The sequence below is a fragment of the Sphingobacterium chuzhouense genome (genome assembly GCF_014692525.1).
GTDB lineage: Bacteria > Bacteroidota > Bacteroidia > Sphingobacteriales > Sphingobacteriaceae > Sphingobacterium > Sphingobacterium chuzhouense.
In genome coordinates, this window is the sequence record NZ_JACNYL010000002.1 from 533901 (window position 1) to 546077 (window position 12177).

General features: G+C 38.9%; 14 protein-coding genes. 9 read left to right on the forward strand and 5 right to left on the reverse strand.

The window, feature by feature from the left end; all coding sequences use genetic code 11:
- Positions 1 to 6: 6 nt before the first annotated feature.
- Positions 7 to 1095, reverse strand: a complete 1089-nt coding sequence (locus tag H8B21_RS08650; protein WP_190313380.1) for a DNA cytosine methyltransferase — start codon at positions 1093 to 1095, stop codon at positions 7 to 9.
- 314 nt (positions 1096 to 1409) lie between these two features.
- On the opposite strand from H8B21_RS08650, the gene H8B21_RS08655 reads away from it, so the two are divergent.
- From H8B21_RS08655 to H8B21_RS08665, 3 genes are all read left to right on the forward strand, one after another.
- Positions 1410 to 1673 (forward strand): hypothetical protein, encoded by a 264-nt coding sequence (locus H8B21_RS08655; RefSeq protein ID WP_190313381.1) that lies wholly within the window; start codon positions 1410 to 1412, stop codon positions 1671 to 1673.
- 82 nt (positions 1674 to 1755) lie between these two features.
- Entirely contained in the window at positions 1756 to 2241 is a 486-nt protein-coding gene (locus H8B21_RS08660) for a very short patch repair endonuclease (protein WP_190313382.1), read from the forward strand.
- A 110-nt stretch (positions 2242 to 2351) separates the two neighbouring features.
- Positions 2352 to 2582, forward strand: a complete 231-nt coding sequence (locus tag H8B21_RS08665; RefSeq protein WP_190313383.1) for an NUDIX domain-containing protein — start codon at positions 2352 to 2354, stop codon at positions 2580 to 2582.
- A 529-nt stretch (positions 2583 to 3111) separates the two neighbouring features.
- Here H8B21_RS08665 and H8B21_RS08670 read toward each other — a convergent pair.
- Positions 3112 to 3366, reverse strand: a complete 255-nt coding sequence (locus H8B21_RS08670) for a hypothetical protein (protein WP_190313384.1) — start codon at positions 3364 to 3366, stop codon at positions 3112 to 3114.
- An 83-nt stretch (positions 3367 to 3449) separates the two neighbouring features.
- Here H8B21_RS08670 and H8B21_RS08675 point away from each other — a divergent pair, with 83 nt between their 5' ends.
- On the forward strand, positions 3450 to 3647 hold the full coding sequence (locus tag H8B21_RS08675; RefSeq protein ID WP_223814925.1) for a DUF6965 family protein: 198 nt from the start codon (positions 3450 to 3452) through the stop codon (positions 3645 to 3647).
- A 336-nt stretch (positions 3648 to 3983) separates the two neighbouring features.
- On the opposite strand, the gene H8B21_RS08680 is transcribed toward H8B21_RS08675, so the two are convergent.
- Positions 3984 to 4409 carry a GNAT family N-acetyltransferase gene (locus tag H8B21_RS08680; RefSeq protein WP_190313386.1) on the reverse strand — a complete coding sequence of 142 codons (426 nt, stop codon included), beginning with the start codon at positions 4407 to 4409 and terminating at the stop codon, positions 3984 to 3986.
- An 83-nt stretch (positions 4410 to 4492) separates the two neighbouring features.
- Here H8B21_RS08680 and H8B21_RS08685 point away from each other — a divergent pair, with 83 nt between their 5' ends.
- Together H8B21_RS08685 and H8B21_RS08690 are read left to right on the forward strand one after the other, a co-directional pair.
- Complete coding sequence (locus tag H8B21_RS08685; RefSeq protein WP_130140448.1) at positions 4493 to 5143, forward strand: histidine phosphatase family protein; 651 nt, start codon at positions 4493 to 4495, stop codon at positions 5141 to 5143.
- 334 nt (positions 5144 to 5477) lie between these two features.
- Positions 5478 to 5903, forward strand: a complete 426-nt coding sequence (locus tag H8B21_RS08690; RefSeq protein WP_190313387.1) for a nuclear transport factor 2 family protein — start codon at positions 5478 to 5480, stop codon at positions 5901 to 5903.
- Between the two features lie 412 nt (positions 5904 to 6315).
- On the opposite strand, the gene H8B21_RS08695 is transcribed toward H8B21_RS08690, so the two are convergent.
- Positions 6316 to 7254 (reverse strand): hypothetical protein, encoded by a 939-nt coding sequence (locus H8B21_RS08695; RefSeq protein WP_190313388.1) that lies wholly within the window; start codon positions 7252 to 7254, stop codon positions 6316 to 6318.
- A 401-nt stretch (positions 7255 to 7655) separates the two neighbouring features.
- Here H8B21_RS08695 and H8B21_RS08700 point away from each other — a divergent pair, with 401 nt between their 5' ends.
- Together H8B21_RS08700 and H8B21_RS08705 are read left to right on the forward strand one after the other, a co-directional pair.
- On the forward strand, positions 7656 to 8864 hold the full coding sequence (locus H8B21_RS08700; protein WP_190313389.1) for a glycosyltransferase family 4 protein: 1209 nt from the start codon (positions 7656 to 7658) through the stop codon (positions 8862 to 8864).
- 18 nt (positions 8865 to 8882) lie between these two features.
- Positions 8883 to 9998, forward strand: a complete 1116-nt coding sequence (locus H8B21_RS08705) for a hypothetical protein (RefSeq protein ID WP_190313390.1) — start codon at positions 8883 to 8885, stop codon at positions 9996 to 9998.
- 1 nt (position 9999) lies between these two features.
- Here H8B21_RS08705 and H8B21_RS08710 read toward each other — a convergent pair whose 3' ends face one another.
- On the reverse strand, positions 10000 to 11466 hold the full coding sequence (locus tag H8B21_RS08710; protein ID WP_190313391.1) for a glycoside hydrolase family 130 protein: 1467 nt from the start codon (positions 11464 to 11466) through the stop codon (positions 10000 to 10002).
- 237 nt (positions 11467 to 11703) lie between these two features.
- Here H8B21_RS08710 and H8B21_RS08715 point away from each other — a divergent pair, with 237 nt between their 5' ends.
- A complete protein-coding gene (locus H8B21_RS08715; RefSeq protein ID WP_190313392.1) occupies positions 11704 to 12129 on the forward strand; it encodes a nuclear transport factor 2 family protein in 426 nt (141 codons plus the stop codon).
- Positions 12130 to 12177 lie beyond the last annotated feature (48 nt).

Below are 12177 nucleotides of genomic sequence, written 5' to 3' on the forward strand. Positions count from 1 at the left end.
ATTGAATTAAACAGTTATGCCATCTAAAATTATATTCAGTTTGTTCTTTACCGCATCGCCATTTAGACCTATTACCCTTTTTGTTACGCGCGGACGATTGATCGATATATTCTTTATCTGCCTTTCGATACTCTCTGCAAGAATTTTAGCCATTTGAACTGGCACAGCATTTCCAATCATTTTATAACCTGCCGCAACATACTTGTAGTCAAAAACGAACGTATCGGGAAAAGTCTGTATCCTCGCACATTCTCGAACACTAAGCCTACGATATAACTCTTCTTTTCCTTTGACAAATATTCTGACGTCTTGTTTTACAAACTCCATTTTAGGAGCTTGCGGATGTAGCGGTGCGTGCCTGCCTCCTGCCTGTATCGTAAAAGAAACTTCATCCCATGATCTAACTCTATTCCTCGACATATAGATAGAAGAAAAACCACCGATCATGTATTCATGATTTGGCACTATGCAGTCCTCAAGGTTACTAAGGTTGCCGGGCTTTGCGGGAACAACAGAATTATCCAGATCGCCTATTGCATCTTTAAGCGTCACTTTTTTACCAATATGAGTGGGTTTAGGAAATGCGAATTCGATATTCAAATCATTTCTAAAGCCGATAAAGAAAACTCTTTTCCTATCTTGGGGCACACCATAGTCAGCAACATTTAACATCTGGAAAGAAAGTGTGTACCCTACATCCTGAAACATCTGCTTAATATTATTTAACGCTTCTTTATGTGTGGTTAACAACATCCCGGAAACATTCTCTGCTAAAAAAAACTTTGGCTTTTTATCTGCGAGTATCCGTATGAATTCATAAAATAGCTGTCCTCGTTTATCTGCTATTCCTTTCTTCGCACCGGCTTCTGACCAGCTTTGGCATGGCGGTCCACCAATAATCCCATCACAATCTGGAACCTCAGCAGATGGGATATCAACAATACTTCGTTTATCCAATACTGTATTTGGATGATTATCTATATACGTGCTCCAAATATCTCGATCATATTCGTTTGCCCAAACAACATCAAACCCCGCTTGTTCAAAACCAAGATCGAGACCGCCTGCACCGGCAAAAAAGGAAACAACTTTCATAAATTACAATATTAAGAGTGAAACAAAACTAAATAAAGTACACGAGAGAGTAATGGTTTTCGCTTCCTAATTTATCCACATCCACAAACATCTCAACATTCTTCAAAAAAAGCTGTCGTATTTTCTTCTCTCGAGTGAGCATTCTTGAAACAAACATACAAATATTTTATAAAAACTAAAATTTTTAGTATATTTATACTTGAAAAAATTATGAGCTATTTAAACTGAAATATGCTATGACAAAACACTACTACGCCCATAGTCCCTATCCCATCGTTCCTGAAGAACAGAGGCTTACTGATTGGCGATACCAGTTGATGGAGTTATCAGAAGATGCACTTCTGAAAGAAGTAAACGCTATGTCCCGCGAGAAACTTATCGAATGGCTTGCATGGAATGATGTGCATGGACTATTCCTTGATGAGGATAGCATTGCCGAAGGTTATGAGCCGCTGAAAAAAGAGCATGCGGTTATCTGCGTTTTTGTCGTAGTGATGCGGAGCCGTGAGGGTTGGAATGGCTATATGGGAGAAAACTATGTGAAGGATATGTCATTAGCAGTTAATACCGAGATTTAACTGTATCCCATTTTCCAGAAAAACAAAACAGACGTCGAATCCGTTCTTCCATTAAATGCAAGTAATTACGTAAATTTACGTCATGCAAAGCTACGATGAGGAGGAACATAGAATAATAAAGGTTCCGCGTTTTGAGGAATCGGCTGGCTTCTATACTACTAAGCAGCGTAGCCATATCATGTCCGCCATCAAGGGAAAGAACTCGAAACCTGAAATGATCTTGCGGCGTGCTCTCTGGGCGAAGAATTTCCGCTTCCGTTTGCATGACAAAAGCCTGCCGGGCTCTCCCGACATCGTCATTAAGAAATATAAACTTGCCATCTTCGTGGATGGTGAATTCTGGCACGGCTTCGAATGGAAAAAGAGACGCGACCAGATTAAATCCAACCGTCTGTTCTGGATACCAAAGATCGAACGCAACATGCAGAAGGACGAACTCGCAAACCGTACTCTGCGGAATATGGGGTATACGGTGTTCCGTTTCTGGTCGCAGGATATCCTAAAAGATCTTCCAAAGGTACTGAACCAGATTGAGCTTTTCCTGGAAACGAGAAGGATGTATAGGTAGGTTTTAGGGGGAGTTCTAAAATCTTATCAATTTGTTTTTCAGATAAATACAGAATACTAGTTTAGAAAAAAGGGGGAGTTGATTAATCTAAAAAGCTCTATCTTTACTTTATGCTTCACGTAAGCTGTGCCATTATAGAACATGATAACAAAGTCTTGATCTGTCAACGCTCCAAGCGAATGAAGCTTCCGCTGAAATGGGAGTTTCCGGGCTGCAAGATCGAGGATGGCGAAAGCAAAGAAAATTGCTTGAAAAGAGAAATCCACGAAGAGCTACATCAGATGTTGGGGGTGTTATTTATATTACATATTTCCGACTTAAATAAGTTATCTCTATATTAGAGCAGGTAAAAAATGTAGTCGCTTGATGTAGGTGTCAGGCGACACACCGAACCCCATGTCTACCGAACGTGGGGTTCTTCTTTTCCCAAGCCATAAAAATTTCACGACGTTTTGATTTTCTGTAAATATTCAATAAATTTAAACAATTCGGTTAGCGCCGCCCTAAAACAGCGTAGTATAATTATCTCTGGGTGGCGTTAAGAACCCCGTGTCGCCCGGCATGGGGTTCGCTTTGGAAAAAGAGCAGGAGAAATTTTCCTCCTGCTCTGAGTGTAAACCGACATCACGTCGTCTAATTGAACTATGAATTGCAAACCCTTATTTAATCTGTCTTTCACATTGAACGTGATACCGATAGTATTGTTCAATCACAACATAATCTAAAGCCATTTTGGGTATATACCGAAGGATAAAAAGATAAATACCCGATAGCATCATGAAAGCAAATCCGAAATAGTCAATTTGGTCTGAAACAATAAATTTACCAAATTAGCTTTTGGTTTTAAAGGATGTTGCCCGGCGTGAGGGTTTATTCTCTATAGCCAAACCTATAATCATTACTTACAGTAGCTTCTTCACTATCGAATATCTCCGCCATTAGATCAATAAGATCTTGAGGTATATCTTTCGCAAACCATACTCCTGGAGTGTACATTCCTTTATAAAATGTCGTCTGGTTACCGTTTCCCCATTCTACCACAGATTGTACAAACCCATTTCTGGATACTAATTCATATTGAATAACGGTAGATTTACCCCTGATAGTAATCTCTTTTTCTTTCATTCTTCAAAATTACTAATTATTTTAGTAATTATGCGGTAGCAAAAATGTTAAAAAATGTCAGTAGGTTCGATTACCTTTACGTCATGACAATAGATGAATTAAAACAGGCTTTGCAGGGTAAGCAATTCACCGCGCCCGTTAAACTAGAACCGCATGCGATACTGCAGGACGTAGAGCAATTTCTAAGGATACAGTTTATTGAAGTGGATTTGTGGAAGAAAGATATAACAAAATGCCCGGCTTATTTGAGGCTAGTTAAGTTTTATGAGGTAACGAGATAGTTACTTAAGTAGTTCGCTAACTATTGCCGAGCACGCGCAGGCAATCTGGGTTTCTCACGATGAATTAAAAAACTATGATTGGGCGGAGGCAGATGTGCCTATGGTAAAGGAAATACGACATATACTACGAAGCACTTGTTAATATGTGGTAAATATACACTTACAAGAAACGAAATGGGTGCTTTAGTCGTTATATTTGTACTTCATAATTTAGGTTTATAATTGGTTAGTTAGTTAAAAATCCTGAAGCTCCCCGCTTCAGGATTTTTTTTGCGCGTTACCGGACACCTGCTGTCCGCCGGTGAACAGTGCTTTGAGCACTTTTGCATGTACGTATTAATGCTTCAGTACATAAATAGAACTATCCTTTATTCTAAACCCAAGATTTTCATAAAGCTTACGTGCTGCAATACGGTGGCTTTCTGTAAATAAAAGCACTTCCGTCAAATTCATTTCTCTAGAATACTTGAGCAGATATTCTATCAATTTCCTACCGATACCTTGTCCTCGGTATGCATTGTCGACAACGACATCTTCTATCCAACCTTTATGTCCGGATATAACACAATAGACAGCCATTGACGCAATACCAACTAGATTCCCGTCTTGAAAACCTCCTATGAGATAAACGCCATTGTCCGCCCGCAAGACTTGGGATATATCCTGATACGTTTTTCCCGGACTTAGCTGTCTATATAATGCTATAATTTCTTCGCGAATAGTATGATCAATATTAGAAAGATCGAGTTCTTTAATTTCCATAGTTCAACGTTTGTTAATAAATAAACAAACATAAACATAAAATTCACTACATTGTGATTCATCGTTTAAAACATGAGTAGAAAATGCAATCAAACACGACAGCTATAAAAAGAAAAAATATTATAACTATTCAACATCCCGAATCTGTGCATCATACCAATGGAATGGTTGGTTCATGGACGGATTGGGAACTTTCTGAAAAAGGGAAGCGCTTAGCGGAAAATATTTCTAGTCACTTGAAGCAAACGATTCACCATGAAAACTTCGTTATCTATTCTTCTACTCTGAAGAGAGGGGTACAAACAGCTGAAATTGTAGGAAAAAAATTAGGGCTGTTTCCTAAATTAACAGCATCGCTAAAAGAACGAGGGCTTGGAGCAGCTATCGGCAAATCTGTACAATGGCTCAAGGACAATATAGAACAAGAAGAATTGACGGTTTATGATAAGTGCTTCGCTGATGCGGAATCGAGATATGATGTTTGGAAAAGATTACTACCGTTCTATGAAGAGATCATCACTAATGAGGAAGAAAATATAATCATCGTATCTCATGGCGATACACTAAGTATATTTAATGCGATGTGGCTTGGATTGGATATAGAGTTGCTCAACAAAATTGACCTCTATGGAACAAGCGGGGGTGTTTCTTTTTTGTATCAAGATAATAGGGGTAAAAGAATAATCAAAAGATTAAGTGATACATCATTTATGTATCCTATTGCAAATCCTTAAATAAAAAATCCTGAGGCTTCCCGCTTCAGGATTTTTTTTGTTCGTTACCGAACACCTGCTGTCCGCCGGTGAACAACCTGAAATTTTCCTAAAAAACACAAATACCTTTAAAACAACGCATTGGATACTTTGGCAACCGGCTTGCAATCCTTTTGGCATGAACAGACAAGTAGATATATGCATAGCGCATTCACCGATTTTTTTACCGCAATTACCGAGAAATGTGGGAGCTTGGTCTAATCGTTATTCGGTAAATCTGCCCTCCACCCTACCTTTGAAGTATCAAATAAGAAATAGAAAAAATAATATACATAGCACATTAAAAACTACAGACATGAAAACGACATTAAAAACTATCGCAGCAGCATTGATCATGGTAACATCCCTAAGCTCCTTTGCTTCGGAAAAAGCCAATCCGTTGAAAGACGTGGAATCGGATATGGTAATAGGCTCCTATATGGATGCTGTTACCGTGGGCACCATCGACCTGAACAAGTTCCTTTTTGCTGATGATTTTGAATACCGCAACGTGAACAACAACGACCATGCGGGCAAAAAGGAATACATCAAATACCTGAAGGCCAACAGGGGTAACAAATATGACTGCAAGAGCAGCTATGAGATTCTATCGCAGGATGGAAAGGTATGTGTGGCTAAAGCAACAATGGCATTTGATAACTTCACCCGCGTAGACTATATTACCTTGAACCAGGGAAAGGACGGTTGGAAAGTAAGCAAAGTGGAAACGACTTATCCATAGAAGAATTTTAGATTTTTGTTTAGTTTAGTTAGCAAAGCCTGCATGTGCAGGCTTTGATTTTTTTGTGTCCGCTAGTATTACAGTTTATCTATATATTGACCAATTCGTTTTATTAACACATCGATATCTGGCTGTTCATTATAGTAAAGGGCTTTAGTCGCTAGGTAACGTTCTTTGAATCTTTGTCGCTGTTCGACAGACAGAAGGTAATACTAAGGCGGCGTTTGTGATTATATACGACCCGTTTGTTATATAGTTGAGTAGTACCCAAATGCAATGCATTATAACTATTAGTTGACATCTTATAGAATGAATGTGAGAAGAATTTAATATCATGATACTACAACAAATATCTAGTGGATGTTTTTTGATCTACGGGGATACCATCTTAAACAATTAATCGACTTTTTCTTTAGAGAAGTCTAAACCTACCGTCGTTTTGTAAAATGTACGTTTCGGTTTCAGCAACAGGTTCCTCGCCCATCCAATTCCAGCTTGTCACCACTATTTTGTCTTTTTCAATTTTACTCGTTTTCCTAAATGCGGATTCAGCAATTTCATCATAAGCAATTTCCAGCATGTCTATTATTTCGTTTTCTTTATTTAGCGTAATCAATAATGCAAATAGCTCGTGGTCGCCACTTTGATAACCAACCACAATTGAAGTAAAGTTTTCAGCGTAAGGGATTTTATAGTTTAGCCTGAATTTTTTTGCATCTGTATGTTTGGTTTTGAAATTGATCCGCTTTAAAAAACCCTTATCAGGCATCCCGGATGTTTTAAAATTGTCGAAGTTTGTACTGTCGGTAATAGGAAAATCCCGTACAGGAAGTGTTGCTAACAAATCTGTTTGAGCAGTGGAAATCTCTTTGTTCGTGTCTAAATGAATGCTGTCTACCTTTTTTAATATCAGTTGGTTTTCTGTTCTTTCTATACTGTACGCATTTTCCAGGTGATGTTGGCCGGAATAATCACTGTAATCAAATTTCAGATTCAATACACCCTTTTTCAAATTCCATTTTGAGTTGCTTATTGTCAAATTTTGAATAGCCCCTACTCCACAGCCAAATTCGCCATAAGTTTTCACTTCTATTGTATTATTCTTATGGTTGAATGTTATTGTATTGTAAGCCGGAAAAATTTCCTGTTTAAAATTTTTATTTTTGGTGTTGCTGAACGTCAATGTGCTATCGCGCCAGTCATTTTGAACAGCCCATTCTCCGTCTAATTCTTGTAGCCATTCTTGTTCAGAATCTATCCTTATGATATTATTTTCAATAGTTCTGTTATGGCATGAAAATGTAAACAGTGCAGACAAAATTAATGGTGCTAGACTATGGTTTATTTTCATCAGGTATTATATTGCTTATAACGCTTTCATTTAACTGGGATGAGTTGTGCTTCTCCTTTCGATTAGTTCATATCAAAATCGGCGCCAAAGTATTTGCATGGTATAAAAGTCGTCCATTTGTTAATATGTGTTAAACCTACACTAAGCAATGCAAATGGTACGCTAATTGTTGTTATATTTGTACTTCATAATTTAGGTTTATAATTGGTTAGTTAGTTAAAAATCCTGAAGCTCCCCGCTTCAGGATTTTTTTTTTCGTAGGCGTCTTTTTTTTAGGACTTATACGTAATTACATGTATTTATACGGCATTTGTTTGTTATTATCTGTTTTACAAGAACATATTTAACTAAACACCTGTTCTATATTTATAGAATATTACCTCATAAATCGACTGGAAATAATGAAAATAGCCATAATCGGAACGTATCCTCCTAGACAGTGTGGCATCGCCACTTTTACACATGATACCTATAAATCTTTGCTACAGACTGGAGCCTGTTATCCTTCTGTTGTTAGTATAGCAGATGGCAGTGAATCTTCTTTTCCTTCGGAAGTTAAGCATGTTATCCTACGTGATCAATTAAATAGTTATATAGAAGCAGCGCGATTCATCAACAATACGTTTGATATATGCATTATACAACACGAATATGGCATCTTTGGTGGAGAAGCCGGAAGCCATATTCTCACGCTGGCGCAGCAACTCGATATCCCTATCGTCTGCAACTTTCATACGGTATTAAAAGAACCCAGTAAAGAAGAGAAAAAGACTTTGCAACAACTTGCTCGCGTGAGCCAGCAAATCACCGTCATGACACAATATGCAATTAAAATGTTGAAGCAAATCTATGAGATTCCAGGCGATAAAATCGCACATATTCCACATGGTGTGCCGACATTTGATTATCAACAGGAAAAAGCAAAACGGGCACTCGGACTCACAGATAAAAAAATCATGTTGAGTTTCGGCTTTCTCGGAAAAAATAAAGGATTTGAAACAGCTATTGAAGCGGTTTCACACGTGAAAGACCAAGATTTCCAATATATTATCTTGGGAACGACCCATCCGAATGTACTTAAAGAATCAGGGGAAAGCTATCGCGAGCAATTACAACAAAAGGCTGAAGAATTGGGTATCGGAAGTAAAATAAACTTCATCAATTGCTTCGCTTCGGAAGATCTGTTGGTACAGTATTTAAGCGCGTGCGATATCTATGTAACTCCCTATCCCAATGAACAACAGATTAGCAGTGGCACGTTGTCGTTTGCTTTGGGAGCGGGTGCAGCCGTAATATCAACTCCTTATTGGTATGCTAAAGATCTGTTGGCTCACAAACGCGGACTTTTATTCGATTTCAGAGATTCGCAAGGACTCTCAAAAATTATCAATCAGTTACTGGACAACCCGGACTTGTTACGCTTTTACAGAAAAAATGCTGCTCAATATGGAAAAAAAATGAGCTGGAGCACTATTGGTTTCCGACAATTGGTGCTGTTGCAAGAAATATTGGATAAACAGACAGAAACGCAGCCCAGTGTCACTTTTTCCGATCTTCCTGAAAAACTTTCGGCAATGTTGACGACTACGCAAAAGAAATTATCTTACTGATACTAATCATTGTACATTATGCAACAAAAAGGCTATCTAACTGAATTTGCAACACCGAATCATCCAGTATGGGACTGGTCGTTATTAAAAGAACTTATCCCTGCCCTTCCGCAACTTGATCTCTCTCATATACAACGGCTGACAAATCAGGTGGGAATCATACAGCATGCTAAATATACCATTCCAAATTATCATCATGGATATTGTCTGGACGACAATGCACGGGCGCTTATTCTCGTCACAATGGCTTATCAGCAACAGCCGACTGCGGCGTTACGGGAATCGATTAACACTTATCTGGCTTATATGCTATACATGCAGTTGGAGAATGGCCAATTCCGCAATTTTCTTTCTTTCGACAATACGTTTTTGGATAAAGTAGGTTCGGAAGATAGCTATGGGCGCACTATATGGGCATTGGGTTTTTTTTTAAAAATCGATCCTCATAGCGAATTTGCGCCGTTGGCACAGGAAATTTTTCTGAAAGCGCTTCCAAATTGCCTGCAACTCCGTTCTAACAGGGCTGTAGCCTATTGTTTATTAGGATTACTCCACTATTACGAAAAACATAGTGCAATAGATCCTGGTGTATTAAATCATATAGCGGTATTGTCCGCTTTTCTTCAGGAAGAATTTAATGAGGCCAGCACTGCAGACTGGCAGTGGTTCGAAAAAATCATTGCTTACGATAATGCTGTTATGCCTTTAAGTTTGTTACGCGCCGCAACCGTTCTCAGAAACGAAACAGCAAATAAAATCGGTATGGCGTCAGCCCTGTTCTTAGACAGTCTGCTTTTCTCATCGGGCCATCTTTCTACCGTAGGTAATTCGAATTGGTATCCATACCGGGAGGGCAAAAGTAAATTTGGCCAGCAACCTATTGAGATCCCATCCATGCTGCTTTTATATAAACAGATATACCTTTTAACGGATGATGAGCATTACAAAAACCGAATGATACAGACGTTTCAATGGTTTTTTGGTGGAAATGATCTCGGCTTGCATCTTTATGATCCTGTTAGCAAAGGCTGTTCGGATGGATTGGAAAGATACGGGATAAATGAAAACCAAGGGGCAGAGAGCACCATCAGTTTTTGGAAAGCATTTTTATATCTATGTACGTCTTTTGATTGATTTATCCTTTTGTCAACTCTTGCAGTAATTCATTCAAGTTAACTATAGCGTAAGTAGAGGTATGGTCGGACATAGCGTAAGGGATGATTAGGTAACCATTGTGCACGATCTGTCCACACGAATACACCACATTAGGAACATATCCTTCCCGTTCTTCGGTATTTGGAAAGATTAGCGGCCGCTGAAGTTTTCCGACGATTTTCGTTGGGTCTTCCAGGTCCAACAAAAGTGCGCTAATGGTGTATTCGCGCATAGGCCCGACGGCATGCGTCAGAACCAACCACCCTTTGCTGGTCTCTATAGGAGATCCGCAGTTTCCAAGCTGCACGTATTCCAATGGCAATGTTGGTTCGCATAAAAGTGTCACTTCTTGGTGCCAATTAATGAGATCGTCCGAAAAAGCGATATAGTTACTCTCACCGTCTACCCGGCATAATAAGACATATTTTCCGTTGACCTGACGAGGAAATAATGCGGCTCCTTTGTTAGCGATCTTACCGTTAATGGGCTGTATCTTAAAATGGATAAAATCTTTAGTCGACAACAGCTTCGGTAAAATGGTAATACCATCATACGCCGTATATGTAGCGTAATAGGTACACTTACCTTTGTCACAAATAAATCTAACAAAGCGTGCGTCTTCAATACCATTTTTTTCCGTACCCAAAATTGGAAATATCACACGTTCGGAGATGGCCGTATCCAATGAAAACGTAATTTCATAATGTGAGGAAGCCAACCAGGCAACATGATCCATTAATATCATATTTTCGACGTCCAGTTGATTTTCCTCTTTAATCTCCGTGATATAACGCCTTAACTCTTCGTAGGTAAAGCTTTCCGTAAATTTTGACATTAAGATGGACACCATCTCCTCCGTTGGATCGTGTATCTGTGACAGCTTCTCCATAAAGTCCTCCCGTTGATAGCGGTAATTTTTAAATGACTTCGGTTTTTCAAGCAATACGCCAACATCGTCCATGTGGATGTCCATATTATTATCGATTACACCCGACCGGAAGACAAGTGAGGACACGTGGCCCTCTCCTGTGGCTCTAAAGCTAATGATAACGCGCTTCTCCCCTTCATTAAGTTGTGTCTGATCTGGGGATTCTACAATAGACGGATTGAAAAAAGCCGCAGCTTCTATGGAATATTCCATCGTGAAATAGGCTCCGATAAGTAGCTTATCTTGATATGTGTATGTTTTTGAAGCTAGCGGCGAATCATGCAAAAGCTCCATCGTGTAAGAAAAACTCTTTTCCCAAATACTGACAATACTGCGATGACGCTTTGAAAAGTTACGTAGCAATTGATTGAACAAATCCGTTTTTTGCTGTTTAGTGGAATTCAGTATACGCGATATGATTCTAGTCGCGCGTTCCGCACCGAGGTTAAAGTAGCGCGCCAAAACCCGTTTTGAGTCGGGTCTAAAAAATATGTTTTTTCGTATTACTTGTAATGCCATTTCTTAATTTTCTTGTTATAACAATTGAATAACATATTAGTTCTTAAAATACCTCGCCTGACGAAGGTGTATACCCTAATGAGATATATGCATTCACCGATTTTTTTACCGCAGTTACCGAGAAATGCCGGAGCTTGGTCTAATCGTTATTCGGTAAATCTGTCCACCACCCTACCTTTGAGATATCAAATAAGAAATAGAAAAAATAATATACACATCACATTAAAAACTACAGATATGAAAACGACATTGAAAACTATCGCAGCAGCATTGATCATGGTAACATCCCTAAGCTCCTTTGCTTCGGAAAAAGCCAATCCTTTAAAAAACGTGGAATCGGACATGGTAATTGGCTCCTATATGGATGCTGTTACCGTAGGTAGCATCGACCTGAACAAGTTCCTTTTTGCTGATGATTTTGAATACCGCAACGTGAACAACAACGACCATGCGGACAAAAAGGAATACATCAAATACCTGAAGGCCAACAAGGGTAACAAATATGACTGCAAGAGCAGCTACGAGATCCTATCGCAGGATGGAAAGGTATGCGTCGCCAAGGCAACAATGGCATTTGATAACTTCACCCGCGTAGACTACATTACCTTGAACCAAGGAAAGGACGGCTGGAAAGTAAGCAAAGTGGAAACGACTTATCCATAAAAGAATTTTAGATTTTTGTTTCAATAGGGGGACATGTCGTGAGATATC

Coding starts and splice junctions, on each gene's coding strand:
- H8B21_RS08695 (WP_190313388.1), bottom strand. CDS start 7,254: ATGAAAATAAACCATAGTCTAGCACCATTAATTTTGTCTGCACTGTTT.
- H8B21_RS08715 (WP_190313392.1), top strand. CDS start 11,704: ATGAAAACGACATTGAAAACTATCGCAGCAGCATTGATCATGGTAACA.
- H8B21_RS08675 (WP_223814925.1), top strand. CDS start 3,450: ATGACAATAGATGAATTAAAACAGGCTTTGCAGGGTAAGCAATTCACC.
- H8B21_RS08710 (WP_190313391.1), bottom strand. CDS start 11,466: ATGGCATTACAAGTAATACGAAAAAACATATTTTTTAGACCCGACTCA.
- H8B21_RS08685 (WP_130140448.1), top strand. CDS start 4,493: ATGCAATCAAACACGACAGCTATAAAAAGAAAAAATATTATAACTATT.
- H8B21_RS08690 (WP_190313387.1), top strand. CDS start 5,478: ATGAAAACGACATTAAAAACTATCGCAGCAGCATTGATCATGGTAACA.
- H8B21_RS08660 (WP_190313382.1), top strand. CDS start 1,756: ATGCAAAGCTACGATGAGGAGGAACATAGAATAATAAAGGTTCCGCGT.
- H8B21_RS08680 (WP_190313386.1), bottom strand. CDS start 4,409: ATGGAAATTAAAGAACTCGATCTTTCTAATATTGATCATACTATTCGC.
- H8B21_RS08705 (WP_190313390.1), top strand. CDS start 8,883: ATGCAACAAAAAGGCTATCTAACTGAATTTGCAACACCGAATCATCCA.
- H8B21_RS08665 (WP_190313383.1), top strand. CDS start 2,352: ATGCTTCACGTAAGCTGTGCCATTATAGAACATGATAACAAAGTCTTG.
- H8B21_RS08650 (WP_190313380.1), bottom strand. CDS start 1,095: ATGAAAGTTGTTTCCTTTTTTGCCGGTGCAGGCGGTCTCGATCTTGGT.
- H8B21_RS08670 (WP_190313384.1), bottom strand. CDS start 3,366: ATGAAAGAAAAAGAGATTACTATCAGGGGTAAATCTACCGTTATTCAA.
- H8B21_RS08700 (WP_190313389.1), top strand. CDS start 7,656: ATGAAAATAGCCATAATCGGAACGTATCCTCCTAGACAGTGTGGCATC.